This is a genomic window from Aquisalibacillus elongatus, from assembly GCF_003843875.1.
GTDB classification, from domain to species: domain Bacteria; phylum Bacillota; class Bacilli; order Bacillales; family Alkalibacillaceae; genus Aquisalibacillus; species Aquisalibacillus elongatus.
On sequence record NZ_RKRF01000009.1, the window covers coordinates 23,250 to 37,930 of the forward strand.

Here is a 14,681-nt window from a genome sequence, read left to right on the forward strand (position 1 = left end):
ATTTCTGATGGGAATATTAATATAAAAAAACATTTTTTATGCAGAAGTTCTACCCAATGGAACACTTGTTTCAAAGGATGACAATCTAGATTAGTAAAATCTATCCCGCTTTTTGGGATAGATTTTTTATTTTATTCGAACACTTCGAACGCCGTACTATTTATTTTTCTTATTTTTCGATAAAATAAATACTATTGGATGATTTATATACATATGGAGGATTCACCATGAAGTATGTCGCACGATTTTTGAAACCGTATTATTTTCAAATGGCTATTGCATGGTTTTTAATGTTAACGGAGCTAGCCGTTGAGCTAATGCTCCCGTTTTTCTTAGGAAAAATGATTGATGAAGGAATTCAAACGCAAGAGTTAGATACGATTATCTTTTGGGGTTCGATCATGGTCGGGCTTGCGATCTTATCGTTTGCCGCTGGTATTATCAACTCGTTTTTCTCTGCTCATGTTACGTTTAAATTCGGTTATGACATGAGACAGCGATTGTTTGAGAAGGTTCAGGCTTTTTCATTTAAAAATTTAAATGAATACCCAACCTCATCCTTAGTCACAAGGTTCACAAACGATATACGTATGATTCAAAACGGTATATTTATGGGACTAAGAATTATGTTGCGCGCACCACTACTCGTCCTTGGTGGTGTCATTATGGCATTTCTAGTTAACTGGCGCATCGCCCTTATTTTCCTAGTTACCGTTCCTTTATTAATCGGATTTTTATTATTCGTCGTTATGAAGGCCGGAAAGCTTTTCAGAAAAGTACAGGAACGTTTGGATAATGTTAACCGCGTCATGCAAGAAAACTTATCAGGTATTCGATTAATTAAAGCCTTTGTTCGCAAAAAACATGAAACGAACCGATTTATGGGTGCGAATACAGAATTAATGCAAAATACCAAGAAGGCCTTACGTCTAATTGAGACTTCCATGCCGGTATTATTATTTGTCATGAACATGAGCTTGTTATTTATCCTATGGTACGGAAACATTGAAGTTGGCAATAATAACGCCCAAGTTGGTGATGTTGTTGCGATTGTCAACTATGCGTTAAGAGTATCAATGGCAATCTCTATGTTTGGGTTTTTAACAATGGCAATTGCTCGAATGAAAGCCTCATCAGATCGAATTGCTCAAGTGTTAGATGCCGAAATCGACTTAGTTGAATCTGAATATGCTAATGAACAGTACCGTGTAAACGATGGGACGATTGAGTTTTCAAACGTCTCCTTTCGTTATCCGAATTTAAAAGAAGACGTGCTATCAGAGCTATCGTTTACCGTACAGCCACAAGAAAAAATAACAATTATCGGTGCTACTGGTTCGGGTAAAACATCCTTATTCCAACTGATCCCGAGACTGTATGATGCAACGAAAGGATCCGTATTCATTGACGGGCACGACGTTCGCGATTATAAATTGGATTATTTACGCGGGGCAATTGGCTACGTGCCGCAAGCACCATTATTATTTACCGGATCGATTCGCGAAAATATTCGATGGGGCAAAAATGACGCATCAGAAGACGACATTATTCAAGCAGCCAAAGATGCACAAATCCACGACACGATAAAAAACTTGCCTAACGGATACGATACCCAAATCGGGCAAAAAGGTGTGAACTTATCTGGCGGTCAGAAACAACGTGTCTCAATTGCACGTGCGCTTATTCGACACCCTAAGATTTTAATGTTGGATGACAGTACGAGTGCATTAGATTTAAAGACCGAATCGCGCTTGCTAGATGCGATTAACCAATATGAATGCACGACGTTAATTGTGACACAAAAAGTCACAACAGCCATGAGCACGGACCGTATTTTCCTCATGGACGACGGTCAATTATTAGACGTTGGACGCCATGACCAATTAGTTAAAACATCTGATCTTTATCGTAAAATCGTTGAATCCCAATTCGGAAAGGAGGATGTGCATGAGCATTAAAGAGCAGCTTCTTGAACCTTTTACTTATAAGAAAATCGACCTTAGTGAAGCTGACCATGTCGATGACCCTCGCGCAAAACCAAAAGTCCGCGATTGGAAAGGAACCTTAAAGCGCATTTGGGGCATGATGCTCACGGAAAAATGGTTGTTAGTCTTTGTATTTTCCATGGTCGTCATTAGTTCAGCTCTTGCCATCCTCGGACCAACGATGATTGGCTTCGCAGTTGATGACTACATCGTCGAGCGTGAATTAACCGGATTAGGTCAAGTGATGATTGCCTTGCTGTTTATTTACTTTTTTTATTCATTGTCCCTTTTCTTACAGCAATTCTTTATGATTGGCATTGCGCAAAACACCGTTTATTCACTGCGTTCTCGACTTTTTAATCAACTTCACCTGTTACCGATTGCTTTTTTTGACAAACGACAATTCGGTGAAATTATGAGCCGCATCACAAATGACGTTGATAATGTTAGTAACACGTTGAACTCATCCGTTATCCAAATCTTTCAAAGTGTCCTAACACTCATTGGAACAGTTGCCGTTATGTTTTATTTAAGCCCTATATTAGCCGTTGTCACGCTGACAATTATTCCAATGATGGTGGTTGGGATGAAGTGGATTACGAAGCGAACCGGACCTTTGTTTAAAATCCAACAAAAGCGCCTTGGGGACATGAATGGATATGTAGAAGAAACAGTGTCTGGTCAGAAGATTGTTAAAACCTTTTCACAAGAAGACCGTGTAACCGATACCTTTGAAGAGAAAAACAATAGCGTGATGTATTCAAGTTTTTGGGCACAAGCGATCTCGGGGTTCATCCCTAAACTTATGAACATGTTAAACTCTTTCAGCTTCGCTATTATCGCTTTTGTCGGTGGTGTGTTAGTTGTTTACGATATGACTTCTGTCGGAACAATTGTAATTTTCACCGAGTTAGCCCGACAATTCACCAGACCACTTAATGAATTATCAAACCAGTTCAATCAGCTATTATCAGCAGTCGCAGGTGCTGAGCGTGTGTTTGATATTATTGATGAGGATAGCGAAGAACTTGATGAAGAGCATGCCATTGAAATCGGTGAACCTAAAGGAGACGTGGAGTTTCAGAACGTCACCTTCTCTTATGATGAAGATGAAGTAGTCTTAAAAGATGTATCATTTAAAGCAAATGCCGGTGAGTCAATTGCATTCGTTGGGCACACGGGTGCTGGTAAAACAACTATTATTAATTTAATTTCCCGTTTCTACAACTATGGCAGCGGTAAGATTCTTCTAGATGGAACAGAAATTAAAGACATCAAACGCTCAAGCTTACGTCAGCACATGGCATTTGTGCTACAGGATGCGTTTTTATTCGAGGGCACGATTAGGGAGAATATCCGTTACGGAAGACTAAATGCAACAGATGAAGAAGTTGAAGATGCAGCAAAAAATGCAAACGCACATTCTTTCATCATGAAGTTCCCTAATCAATACGATACTGTTCTAGACCCTGATGGCACCGGAATTAGTCAAGGTCAAATGCAACTTTTAACCATCGCGCGTGCCTTATTGGCAGACCCTAAAATATTAGTATTAGATGAGGCCACGAGTAGCATTGATACCGTTACAGAAGTCAAAATCCAGGAAGCTTTACAACGTCTCATGAAAGGACGAACCAGCTTTGTTATTGCTCATAGGCTTAACACGATTCAGAAAGCCGATCAAATCGTGATGCTTGAACATGGGCGCATTATAGAAAAAGGTGACCACGCATCATTGATTAAAAACGGAGGCCATTATGCAGAGCTTTATCAAAGTCAGCTTAATCAACACGCTAACTAAAATAGAGCCAATTTAACACTCGAATACTTTCGAGTGTTATTTTTATCGGAAAATTATGTTAAAATATTCCTAAGGAGGAGATGTAAATGAATAACTTTACTAAATGGTTTACTAGCTCCATGTTTTTAGCACTTATAGCTTTAATTTTAGTATTTAATATTGAAGGTTTGGCTCGTCTATCAGGGGAGATGAATAGAAGCTTTTTATTGACCGGAACCTTAGCAACATTTATCTTAGTTATTCTATCTATCACCTTTTTATTTAAAGCTAATTCTGAACGTAAACAATCAAAAATCATTGCTTCTTTCTTTGCTTCATTAATTCCACTTGGCGTTTTTATTATGAATGGCGTCCTATTTTCAGTATGGTTTATTGGTAAGTAAAGGAAAAAAGGAATGCTCACTAATGATAGGCATTCCCTTGAACCTCTATTTAATCCGCTTCTTCCACTCTTTTTTAAACAAATCTCTAATATCGTCTGTTATCGAAATATCAACCTCAGGCATTCCGGCTGCCCCAGGTGTAATCTCGTACTTATCAAAAATGAATGATAAGTTTCCGTCTCGAATAAACATATTCCCAAACATATAGTTCGGGTTTTCTACCCACTCATCAAGTTCCTCTTCAAACACGCCTAAATCTGGCTGCTCCAACAACGACTCTTTGACCATCGGTAGAATTAATTCTCTAGCTTTTCTAGAGTTTTTAAACAGTTCATTCTGTCTTTTAATTAAATTCGACTGTAGATCAACCATCCATACATGGCTTGTTTGGTTTACATTAGCTCCGCCTGTATAGGTCTCTTCTTTAAAGACTATTGAGTAAAGGTCTTTCCCACTCGGATAAATTTCAACAAGTACATTCAAACTCCCGGGACGATCTTGACTGACATTGCCTTCAATTGACGACAGAAAATGTTCATTCGTTCGTTGCATGTAGCCTTTAAAAAAGTTATTGAGTCCATCAGATTCAAAAACTGGTAATTGAAACTTTATATCGTATAAATCTTCATGCTTTTCAAACGTTAACAGCCTAATTCCCTCATGTTTCGTATCGACAATATCGAAATCATTGTCTTGGTCGACATAAATATCCTCAGCACTTGAGAAAATGGCTGATAATATATTTGCAATAATAAAACTAATTAAAAATGCAACCACAAAGTACTTAACGGTCTTTTTAGCATTTTCATTCATATACGACCCCTCTTTCGCATTGGTTTATATTCTTAGTTAAACCAAATTGAGGGAAAATATGCATGATGATGATAAAAGAAAAACCAGGCATCAGCCTGGCTTTTGATTATACAAATATGAGCCAAATAAGCATCGCAGTCACAATAGCAACGATCCCTTGTATTAAGGTACCGCCTGTTTGCGCTTTGTAAGCCTGTGTGACTGACATACCACTAAATTCTTTAACAACCCAGAAGTAGCTATCGTTAATATGTGATACAACCATTGCACCTGCACCAACTGCCATGACAACTAAAGCCATTGGAAGTGCTCCTGTAATCCCTACATCAACAAGCAATGGAGCGACAAGAGTTGATGTGATTACCAATGCTGTCGTCGAAGAGCCTTGAGCTGTCTTTAACGCAGCCGCAATTAAGAATGGAACTAATAAGAAGAACGCACCTGTTAAGAATGGGCTGTTTCCAAAGCTTTCAATGAAACCTGTAATGTTTGTTGTTTGAATAACAGTACCAAATGCACCACCAGCACCCGTAATTAACAAGATTGGTGCTGCTTCTTTAATCCCTAGTCCAATCCAATCGTTTAATGTTTCTTTGTCGTATTTCGGAACTAAAGCAAGTGCAAATAATACACCCACAAGCAATGCGACAACTGGTGACCCTAAGAATAATAAGAAGTTAAAGAAAGCCCCTTCCCAACCGGCAAATGTGACAACAGATCCTAAACCAATTAATAGAATCGGAACGACGATTGGTGCAAATGCTTTGCCAGTAGAAGGCATTTCGCCAAACTGACTCACAACTTCATCATAATCAAAATCCCACTCGTCTTCACCTTCGACCTTAATCTTAGTACCGACTTTAATCGCCCAGAAGTAACCTGCCATAATAGCTGGAATCGCAACAATAACCCCGATTAATATAATCGTACCTAAGTACTGCTCTGCGCCAATATTACCAGCTGCTGCAATCGGACCTGGCGTTGGCGGGACTAATGTATGCGTTGCGAAAAGTCCCGTAGATAACGCAATAGCCATTGAAGCTACAGCTACTTTAGCTCTTTTCGCTAAAGCCTTTTTAAGGGAAGATAGAATGACGTAACCGGAATCGCAAAAAACTGGAATACTAACGATACTTCCGATGACGCTCATCGCTAATTGTGGTCGTTTTTCCCCGACTAACCTTAAAACAACCTCTGCCATACGATAGGCAGCACCTGTTTTCTCTAAAAGAACTCCAATGATCGTACCAAAAACAATTACAAGTCCAATACCGCCCATCAGTCCACCAAAGCCGTCATTCACGGCATTAACAACATCAGAAAGCGGTAATCCTGCGGCAATACCTAATGCAAAAGCTGCTATAATTAAAGATAAGAACGGATGTACATTTAACTTCGCTGTTAGCCCAATAACTAACAACACCGCAGCAATAATGACTAACACTAAACCTATTCCTTCCATGTTTCCCCTCCTAAAAATAATATGTATTTATTTGGACTCCCCTACCTGTTTATAAAACTGAAAGATTTGATAGCTTTGATTGTAGAGAAGTTGCTCCACTTGATTCATCGCTTTTTGTAACGTCATTGGTTGATTGACGATCGAAAAAACGCTCGTGAAATAATCGAGTAGTTTCAATTGCGGATCATCAATAGCCCCAGACAACAGCACAACTGGCTTGTCATACTGTTTGGCAAGCTGAGCGACATAACTCGGCGCTTTTCCGTAAAGAGTTTGGTGATCGCTTTGCCCTTCACCTGTTACTACAAAATCACTATTTTTAATAGTATCTTCTAACCCCATGGTCTGACCTACTAATTCTGCACCAGATTCTAAACTTGCGCCTAAAGCCAATAAAGCAAAACCAAGTCCACCTGCTGCCCCAGCACCCGGGTGGTCTTTTATAGGCTCATTCACTAATGAACCATAAGAACCTATCGCTTGATCTAGCTCTTTAATTTGTTGAACAGTCGCTCCTTTTTGAGGTCCAAAGACAGCACTAGCCCCATTAGGACCGCAAAGTGGGTTATTCACATCACTCGCAACTTTTAATTCAATGTCGAATAACCGTTCATCTAATCCACTTAAATCAACCTGCGAAACGTTTAGCAAGTCCTCACCATAAACACCTACTTCAACGCCTGAATCATCGAAAAATTTTGCTCCTAAAGCCGTCAGCATTCCTAGTCCACCATCATTCGTGGCACTACCCCCAAGGCCTATTATTATCTCTCTATAGCCTTGATCAACAACTTCTAAGATGATTTCACCTAAGCCATAAGACGTTGTATGAAAAGGATTTCGTTTGTTTTCAGGCACTTGAACAAGGCCAGCTGTATTTCCAACTTCTACAAAAGCCGTCTGTTCTGATCCATGAACACCATAATAAGCCTCAACTTGTTCGCCTAGGGGCCCTTTAACTTCTTTATGAAACCGCTTTCCATCTGTTGAAAAAATTAAGGCATCAACGGTCCCTTCACCGCCATCAGCCATTGGTTTTTGGTCTATTTCAATTTCCCCAAACACGTCATAACCCGCTTCTGCTATGATGTCTGCTGCTTGTTTTGCTGAAAGACTTCCTTTAAAAGAATCAGGACTAATGGTTATTTTCATGTTTAAAACTCCTTTTTCTATCTAGTAATCAGTTTATGTTCTGAGTTCTTCTGATACAATGTGTAATTTGAATAAAAATTATAATTTTCAGTTAATTATTATTGGTCATTTGCACAACCTAGTTGGTTTAACAATAACCATAGCACAAAAAGATCTTTCGCTTTCTTCGGGTCAAGACCGACAATTTGAGAAACCATGTCCAATCGGTAATTTAACGTATTTCGATGGATGTGGAGCTTATCTGCTGTTTGATTCATCTGAAAATCATAAGCCACAAATGTTTTAATCGTCTTATGATAATCACTCGATAAAAATTTAAGCTGATCTAGTTCTTTTTGGTAAAAATCTTGGATGACATCTTCAGGTAGTTTCGAGGTTAACACTTCTAATGTATAATCGGTCACACTGGCAATATTTTGACTCGTTATAAGCTTCATGGCATCTTTAGCATAGAAATAAGACTTACGGATTCCCATTAAACCACGTTCGAATGTGCCGATTCCGATTCGATCTAGGTTGAGTTTCTCAAAGCTCTTAATCATTTCGTTTGAGATTGTCTGTGGAACACACGAAATAACCTCCTCGTTTTGAAGCATCGTCGTAAACAATGGATCTGCAACAGCACTAATTGCACGCTTAATCTGATCTAAGTAAAGATTAATATTTTCTGATTGGAAGACAAGAACTTGATAGGACTGAGTTTCCTCAAATTCCACTATGCGCTGCCCTTGCTTAAATACTTCCTTCTCATCAATCATCAAGGGGTGTAGTAACTTTTGAAGCCAGTTTTGTAACAACTGTTCTTGATAAAAGTACTGACGCTCGTGATAGATTTGTTCGATTACCATTTCAACCGTCACTTTAAAAACCTTTGCAATCGGCAATACTTCATCCGGCTCTCCTGTAATTCCAACAACCCCAATGACTTCTTGGTTTAAATAAACAGGCACATTAACGCCAGGCTTTGAATTAGGAAACTCCTCAACGTTGTCCTGATCAATAATAACTGTTGTTAAGGTATTTAACACAGACTGAGCGCCCGCATGGACTTCACCGACTCTGTTTTCATTCGTACTAGCTAATATTAATCCAGCTTTATCCATAATATTAATTGAAAAATCAATATCACCTGCTAAACGTTCGATCACTTCATTGGCTAATTGTTTTGTTAGTTCCATCGTCATTCCCCTATACACGTTTTTCTAAATTGTAACAAAAAAAGAACGTACCTTAGTACGTTCTTTTATGTGTCTTCGTCTAAATTTTTATGAGCTTTTTTAATCCTGCGGTATCGTTTAATACCCTTTAGACCTAAATCAGTTCAGTTTATAACACTTTATCTAAAAAACCTCTCGCACGATCTGTTTTTGCAGAACTAAAGAAATCTTCAGGTTTAGACTCTTCAACGATTTGACCATAATCCATAAAGATAATTCGATCTGCAACTTCTTTCGCAAAGCCCATCTCATGCGTCACAACAACCATTGTCATACCTGAATCAGCTAAAGATTTAATAACATCTAAAACTTCCTTGACCATCTCAGGGTCTAACGCTGATGTTGGTTCATCAAACAACATTAGCTCTGGTTCCATCGCTAATGCACGAGCTATCGCAACACGTTGCTTTTGACCTCCCGATAAGCTATTAGGATAGGCATCCTTCTTATCACTTAGCCCGACTTGAGCTAATAATTTGTCCGCACTTACCTCAGCTTCATTCTTAGATAAACCCTTTACCGTCATCGGCGCATACGTTAAATTATCAATCACTTTCATATGGGGAAAAAGATGAAAATGCTGAAACACCATTCCGATTTTTTGTCTGACCTTTAAAATATTCGTGCTTGGAATAGTTAGATCTTCGCCATCTATCCAGATGTGTCCTTCTGTAGGTGTTTCTAACAGGTTCATACACCTTAATAAAGTGGATTTACCCGAACCTGATGGACCAATGACTGCTACGACTTCACCGTGATTGATGGTTGTATCAATGTTTTGTAAAACAGCTAAATCATCGAAGCTTTTATATAAATTCTCAACTTTAATCACTCTTTCTCAACCTCCGTTCTAATAACTTACCAAGCATCGTTAGAACCATCACCATCATGTAATAAATAACCCCAACAATAATTAATGGCTCAAGCGGACTATATAAATCCGCCCCAACCACACGCGCACGACGCATCAAGTCGAGGTAATTGATCACAGATACAATTGCCGATTCTTTCGTTAATGTTATAAATTCATTCATTAAAGCTGGTAAGATATTTTTCATCGCCTGCGGTAAAATGATTTTCACCATAGTTTGGCGGTAAGGAATTCCCAAAGCCTGTGCCGCTTCTAATTGTCCCTTATCAACGGCCTGGATCCCAGCACGTACAATTTCCGACACATAAGCTGATGAATTAAGGCCAAATGTTAAAATCGCAGCTAAAAAAGGTGAAATATCGTATTCTAGTAATTGTGGAATCCCATAATACACAATCATTAGTTGTAAAATAAGTGGTGTTCCACGAAAAATTGACGTATAAAGATCAGCTAGTTGTCTTAAAAATTTAACGTGACTAATTTTGACTAATGCAACTAATGCCCCTATGAAAAAACCTATAATAATCGCTACGATGACAAATCCTAAAGTTACCCATATTCCTTCTAAGATAAAAGGAATATAAGGCACGACTTGGCTGAAATCCAAATTCATGCCTTAACACCTCAATTCTAGTTTTATTCTTCGGTTAGCTCCCATTTTTCTTCTAATTCTTCAACAGTGCCATCTTCTATTAATTGCTCTAATACTTCATTAACATCTTCAACTAAATCGCTCCCCTTAGGGAATGCAATCGCCATCCCTGGTGAACTTGTTGTTGGATCATCAAAACCAGCTAAATCTTGCTCTTCAATGTAACCTTCAGCAACGGTTTTATCCATATACCCAACGTCAACACGACCCGTTTTTAACTCCTGAATTAGAGTCGTCGCTTCATCCATTTCTTTAATCTCAAAGCCATATTCATCTTGAAGTTCCTTAGCACCTTCTTCTTGGATCGTGCCAAGTTGAACGCCTAATGTTTGACCCTCTAAATCTTCTAAACTCGTAACCTCTGAATCTTTTTGTGTAACAAACATCTCACCTGAATGGTGGTATTCCACTGAAAAATCAACATTTTCCTTACGATCATCAGTCGCAGACATACCAGCCATTACCATATCTACACGTTCTGCTTGTAACGATCCTATTAATCCATCAAAACTCATATCCTCAATCTCTAAATCATAGTTCAACTCTTCTGCGACCTTATGAGCTAGGTCTATATCAAACCCTTCATATTCACCCTCTGGCGTAAACGATTCAAATGGAGGAAAGTCTGCAGATGTCCCCATCACAATCGTTCCATTACTTTCCTCACTTGAATCCCCACTAGTACCGCATGCAGCTAAAACCCCTAATAGAAACATAGATAATGCCGCCAACATCACTTTCTTAATCATTTGTATATCCCCTTTCAAAAATGTATATTTATACGAATAAATGTATATTAACACATAGATATGGATTAAAAAAGCTTTTTATAAAAGAAAAATAATTCCGATAATTGAAAGGGTTTTCAGTATTTAGGCATAATAAAACAGCGAGCTAGTAATATAGCCCGCTGTACCTTGTGTATAGGTTATTCATATTCACCTATTAACTCAAGCACTTCTTCTACCAAGGATGTATCAATCGCCTGATCAAAGTCTAGTTCTCCGCTAATGGCATCATTGTCGTTGTAAACCTCATACTGATTTTTAATATCCTCAACGAACATTTGGCCGTTTGGATCTAATCCTGTTACACCCACATTTTTCCAAACTTCAGGGTCTTTTAACGCTGTATACTCGGTCATAATCTCGATCACACGGTCTATGTCACCTGTTTCTTTAATAAAGGCATCATTATAATCACGTACGCCTTTTAAATAGGCTGCCATAAATCGCTTCGCTACTTCTCGCTTCTCACCTAAAAATTTGGGAGAACCTAACACCATCGCTATTTGGGCTTCAGGCGCATAATCTGTTGCATCTCCAAAGCGAACGTGTAACCCTTGAGACTCACCTTGGGTAATTAAAGGCTCGATTTGAAGCGCTGCATCAATTTGTTCGTTCCCCATAGCAGCTAGCATATTGCCGAAATCAGACATTAACACAAATTCAACATCATCACGTGTTAAGCCAGCGTGTTTTAACATTTCTCCAAAAATGTAATCGTCCACTGCATTTCTCGATGACACGGCAATTTTTCTACCTTTAAAATCTTCATAACTCGTAATCTCATCTTGCAAATCTTCTCTGATTACAAACGTAAAATACGAACTACCTTCAACGTTATGACCTTTATCTGCGATCATGCGAACGTCAATTCCTTGAGCGATAGAGTTGAAGAATGAAGCTGTCGAAATCCCTCCTGCAACATCCACTTCACCAGAAGCGATGGCTGGTAGCATCTCATCACTATTTCCAAACGTCGCGAATTCTATCTCTATGTTGTAATCTTCAAAGTAGCCCATTTCATTCGCAATGTAAAAGCCAGCCCCCGAAGCTGCTCCATCTTCAGCAACAACAACTGTTGTGCGCTCTTCTAACGGTTCAAGACCTTCTTCAGTCTCATTGCCCGAACTCTCAGGACCTTCATCCTGATTACAAGCTCCAAGCGCAAAGACGAACATTAAAAGCGGAAGTATTAACCACTTTTTAGTCATACTCATCTACCTTTCATGTTTTATTCTGGACTCCTGCACTTCTGTCTGCAGGTGATTCCAAATCTTTAAGAAAACATCCGCCGATTTCGGATCCGAGCGAACTTTTTTCATCTGACGAGGCCTAGGCAAATCAATCTTAACTTCTTCTTTAATCGTTCCAGGTTGTGACGTCATTAAAAATATTCGATCGCTGAGTAAAATAGCTTCATCAATACTGTGCGTAATGAAGATAACGGTTTTTTTCGTCTCTTCCCAAATCGACAATAACTCTTCTTGTAAAATGAACTTATTTTGCTCATCCAAAGCGGCAAATGGTTCATCCATAAGTAATATTTCAGGATCATTAGCAAATGCTCGCGCAATACTAACACGTTGTTTCATACCACCTGATAATTCTTTTGGAAACAAATCCTTATAAGGTGTTAAACCGACCTTTTTTAAGTACATAGATGTTCGTTCTTTAATTATTTTTCTAGGAGCGTGTCGCATGCGCAAACCTAATGATACGTTTTCTTCAACCGTCATCCATGGAATAACACCTTGTTCCTGAAATACCATAGATTGAAGTGGACGCTCTTGACCTTTTGCCTGGATGTCGTAATGTCCTGAGCTTGGCGTTTCTAAACCTGCTAGAATTCGAAGCAATGTCGTTTTACCACAACCACTTGGCCCTAAAATACAAATAAATTCACCATCCTCAATGGAAAAATTAATATCTTTTAATGCCATCACTTGTTCTTTATGCTTGAAGAACACTTTCGTTAATTGATCGACCTTAATTTTTTCACTCACCGATAACGCCCCCTATTTCCATGGAATCAGCTTACTTTGCAGGCCTCTAAGTAATAACGAGAACAAGTAGCCAAAGAACGATATTAAAATTAGACCTACAAACATTTCAGGAATTAAAAAGGCTTTATAATTCATCCAAATGACATAACCGATCCCTGAGTTCGCCCCAATCATTTCCGCTGCTACAATGGTCAATAGCGCAATCGCTTGCCCCATTTGAACACCTTCCATCATAACGGGCATGGCACCAGGCAATGCAATTTTCATGAAGAAATCTTTAGGATTAGCCCCGTAGTTTTTCGCAACATCGGCATAAACCTTATCAATATTCATCACACCTGCAACAGTGTTAATCACGACTGGGAAAAATACACTTGCCGCGATTGTCACCATTTTGGAAAACTCACCAATACCGAAAATAATTAGGATAATCGGTAACATCGCAAGTGTTGGAATCGGCATTAGCGCCATAATGAGTGGTGAAAAAAAGTGCCTAATGGATGAGTACATCCCCATAATCAGGCCAAGCGTGATCGCCGGAATTACACCGAGCAAAAAACCAAACACTATGCGAATTAGACTCACTTTTACATGCTCCAATAACTCACCAGATGCCCCCATGGAAATCAAAGTCTCGATGATCGTTGTTGGCGGCGGGAAAAACCTCGGATCAATAATCGCTGTCTGTGAAAGAAATTCCCAGATCAGTAACATAAATATAGGTGACGATATCGTTAGGACTTGCTTCAAACGGTTACTGCGTTGCCTACGTTTGAAATCTCTCTTTTCCACCTCAACAGCTTTACTCAACTCTTCCACAGCTCTATCACCTCTACGCTTCATTTTATGCACTGGGCGTTTATCCGTGCCTGTACGAAAATTTTAAATGGGCGGTTTTTACTTAAGGGGTAAAGTTTCTTATCGGTGAGTTCATTTCCATAAAAACAAAAAAATCCTAAGACCCGAATCGAGTCTTAGGATTAAAACATTTATTATAAAGGGGGAGGAGTTTTAAGGGATTGCAACTGTTACAATCTTATCTTTTATTCTTCGCTATCTTCTTCATCATTATCCGTTCCTAAATCTGTATCTGTTTCAGTGTCAGTCTCTGTATCACCTTCACCTGACATACCGCCTTCTTCCTCTTCACCTGTTGTACCGTCTTCAGTTGTTCCATTTTCTTCATTATTCATGCCGTCTTCTTCAGTTGAACCGTCTTCTTCTACTGCTGGATCTTCTGTCGTTGGTTCTTCTGGTTCTTCACCGCCACCGCAGGCAGCTAAAAACCCTGTTCCTACTAATAATGAGCTGATAATTAATTTTTTCATGTTGAACACTCCTTTTTTATATTTTGGTCAAAGTGTTTGCAACTTTTGTCGTTGCACAAATCAGATACCCGGATTAAAACATAAAATAACGGATGTAAATAACTTGTAAATAAAGAAATGTTTTGTTTAAACCATAAGCGACTTTTTACCTATCAATTAACCAGCTTTAATTTCTAAACAGGTTACTTGTCCTACATAGTTCGACTTAATTTTTACAAAATCATTACAA

Annotated in this window: 14 protein-coding genes; 3 read left to right on the forward strand and 11 right to left on the reverse strand. The window is 38.8% G+C overall.

Annotation, left to right across the window (positions count from 1 at the left end; translation table 11 throughout):
• Nucleotides 1-227: 227 nt before the first annotated feature.
• The 3 genes from EDC24_RS08300 to EDC24_RS08310 all read left to right on the forward strand — a co-directional run bounded on the left by EDC24_RS08300 (nt 228) and on the right by EDC24_RS08310 (nt 4,169).
• On the forward strand, nt 228-1,958 hold the full coding sequence (locus EDC24_RS08300; RefSeq protein WP_124221596.1) for an ABC transporter ATP-binding protein: 1,731 nt from the start codon (nt 228-230) through the stop codon (nt 1,956-1,958).
• Nucleotides 1,948-3,786 carry an ABC transporter ATP-binding protein gene (locus EDC24_RS08305; protein ID WP_124221598.1) on the forward strand — a complete coding sequence of 613 codons (1,839 nt, stop codon included), beginning with the start codon at nt 1,948-1,950 and terminating at the stop codon, nt 3,784-3,786. The genes EDC24_RS08300 and EDC24_RS08305 overlap by 11 nt, the downstream gene beginning before the upstream one ends.
• 86 nt (nt 3,787-3,872) lie before the next feature.
• Complete coding sequence (locus tag EDC24_RS08310) at nt 3,873-4,169, forward strand: hypothetical protein (protein ID WP_124221599.1); 297 nt, start codon at nt 3,873-3,875, stop codon at nt 4,167-4,169.
• Between the two features lie 45 nt (nt 4,170-4,214).
• Here EDC24_RS08310 and EDC24_RS08315 read toward each other — a convergent pair whose 3' ends face one another.
• The 11 genes from EDC24_RS08315 to EDC24_RS08365 all read right to left on the reverse strand — a co-directional run bounded on the left by EDC24_RS08315 (nt 4,215) and on the right by EDC24_RS08365 (nt 14,452).
• Entirely contained in the window at nt 4,215-4,982 is a 768-nt protein-coding gene (locus EDC24_RS08315) for a DUF3298 and DUF4163 domain-containing protein (RefSeq protein ID WP_124221601.1), read from the reverse strand.
• A gap of 106 nt (nt 4,983-5,088) precedes the next feature.
• Nucleotides 5,089-6,444: a GntP family permease gene (locus EDC24_RS08320; RefSeq protein WP_124221603.1), complete on the reverse strand. Its 1,356-nt coding sequence runs from the start codon at nt 6,442-6,444 to the stop codon at nt 5,089-5,091.
• 27 nt (nt 6,445-6,471) lie between these two features.
• The gene (locus EDC24_RS08325; protein WP_124221604.1) at nt 6,472-7,596 is read right to left on the reverse strand and encodes a glycerate kinase; all 1,125 of its coding nucleotides are present in this window, start codon (nt 7,594-7,596) and stop codon (nt 6,472-6,474) included.
• A 98-nt stretch (nt 7,597-7,694) separates the two neighbouring features.
• Nucleotides 7,695-8,774, reverse strand: coding sequence for a CdaR family transcriptional regulator (locus EDC24_RS08330; RefSeq protein ID WP_170158517.1), 1,080 nt, complete (start codon nt 8,772-8,774; stop codon nt 7,695-7,697).
• Nucleotides 8,775-8,922: 148 nt separating this feature from the next.
• On the reverse strand, nt 8,923-9,645 hold the full coding sequence (locus tag EDC24_RS08335; RefSeq protein WP_124221608.1) for an amino acid ABC transporter ATP-binding protein: 723 nt from the start codon (nt 9,643-9,645) through the stop codon (nt 8,923-8,925).
• Nucleotides 9,638-10,297: an amino acid ABC transporter permease gene (locus EDC24_RS08340; protein ID WP_124221610.1), complete on the reverse strand. Its 660-nt coding sequence runs from the start codon at nt 10,295-10,297 to the stop codon at nt 9,638-9,640. The genes EDC24_RS08335 and EDC24_RS08340 overlap by 8 nt, the downstream gene beginning before the upstream one ends.
• Nucleotides 10,298-10,320: 23 nt before the next feature.
• Nucleotides 10,321-11,085, reverse strand: a complete 765-nt coding sequence (locus EDC24_RS08345; RefSeq protein WP_124221612.1) for a transporter substrate-binding domain-containing protein — start codon at nt 11,083-11,085, stop codon at nt 10,321-10,323.
• 179 nt (nt 11,086-11,264) lie between these two features.
• A complete protein-coding gene (locus EDC24_RS08350) occupies nt 11,265-12,332 on the reverse strand; it encodes an ABC transporter substrate-binding protein (protein WP_124221614.1) in 1,068 nt (355 codons plus the stop codon).
• A 6-nt stretch (nt 12,333-12,338) separates the two neighbouring features.
• On the reverse strand, nt 12,339-13,124 hold the full coding sequence (locus EDC24_RS08355) for an ABC transporter ATP-binding protein (protein WP_245998050.1): 786 nt from the start codon (nt 13,122-13,124) through the stop codon (nt 12,339-12,341).
• 12 nt (nt 13,125-13,136) lie between these two features.
• Nucleotides 13,137-13,838: an ABC transporter permease gene (locus EDC24_RS08360; protein ID WP_425455183.1), complete on the reverse strand. Its 702-nt coding sequence runs from the start codon at nt 13,836-13,838 to the stop codon at nt 13,137-13,139.
• A 329-nt stretch (nt 13,839-14,167) separates the two neighbouring features.
• Entirely contained in the window at nt 14,168-14,452 is a 285-nt protein-coding gene (locus EDC24_RS08365; RefSeq protein WP_124221616.1) for a hypothetical protein, read from the reverse strand.
• Between the last annotated feature and the right edge of the window lie 229 nt (nt 14,453-14,681).

What these genes read in the sequence shown, in the direction of transcription:
- EDC24_RS08330 (WP_170158517.1), bottom strand. Translation starts at nt 8,774, where the DNA reads ATGGAACTAACAAAACAATTAGCCAATGAAGTGATCGAACGTTTAGCA.
- EDC24_RS08315 (WP_124221601.1), bottom strand. Translation starts at nt 4,982, where the DNA reads ATGAATGAAAATGCTAAAAAGACCGTTAAGTACTTTGTGGTTGCATTT.
- EDC24_RS08340 (WP_124221610.1), bottom strand. Translation starts at nt 10,297, where the DNA reads ATGAATTTGGATTTCAGCCAAGTCGTGCCTTATATTCCTTTTATCTTA.
- EDC24_RS08325 (WP_124221604.1), bottom strand. Translation starts at nt 7,596, where the DNA reads ATGAAAATAACCATTAGTCCTGATTCTTTTAAAGGAAGTCTTTCAGCA.
- EDC24_RS08350 (WP_124221614.1), bottom strand. Translation starts at nt 12,332, where the DNA reads ATGACTAAAAAGTGGTTAATACTTCCGCTTTTAATGTTCGTCTTTGCG.
- EDC24_RS08310 (WP_124221599.1), top strand. Translation starts at nt 3,873, where the DNA reads ATGAATAACTTTACTAAATGGTTTACTAGCTCCATGTTTTTAGCACTT.
- EDC24_RS08300 (WP_124221596.1), top strand. Translation starts at nt 228, where the DNA reads ATGAAGTATGTCGCACGATTTTTGAAACCGTATTATTTTCAAATGGCT.
- EDC24_RS08360 (WP_425455183.1), bottom strand. Translation starts at nt 13,838, where the DNA reads ATGTTACTGATCTGGGAATTTCTTTCACAGACAGCGATTATTGATCCG.
- EDC24_RS08345 (WP_124221612.1), bottom strand. Translation starts at nt 11,085, where the DNA reads ATGATTAAGAAAGTGATGTTGGCGGCATTATCTATGTTTCTATTAGGG.
- EDC24_RS08365 (WP_124221616.1), bottom strand. Translation starts at nt 14,452, where the DNA reads ATGAAAAAATTAATTATCAGCTCATTATTAGTAGGAACAGGGTTTTTA.
- EDC24_RS08320 (WP_124221603.1), bottom strand. Translation starts at nt 6,444, where the DNA reads ATGGAAGGAATAGGTTTAGTGTTAGTCATTATTGCTGCGGTGTTGTTA.
- EDC24_RS08305 (WP_124221598.1), top strand. Translation starts at nt 1,948, where the DNA reads ATGAGCATTAAAGAGCAGCTTCTTGAACCTTTTACTTATAAGAAAATC.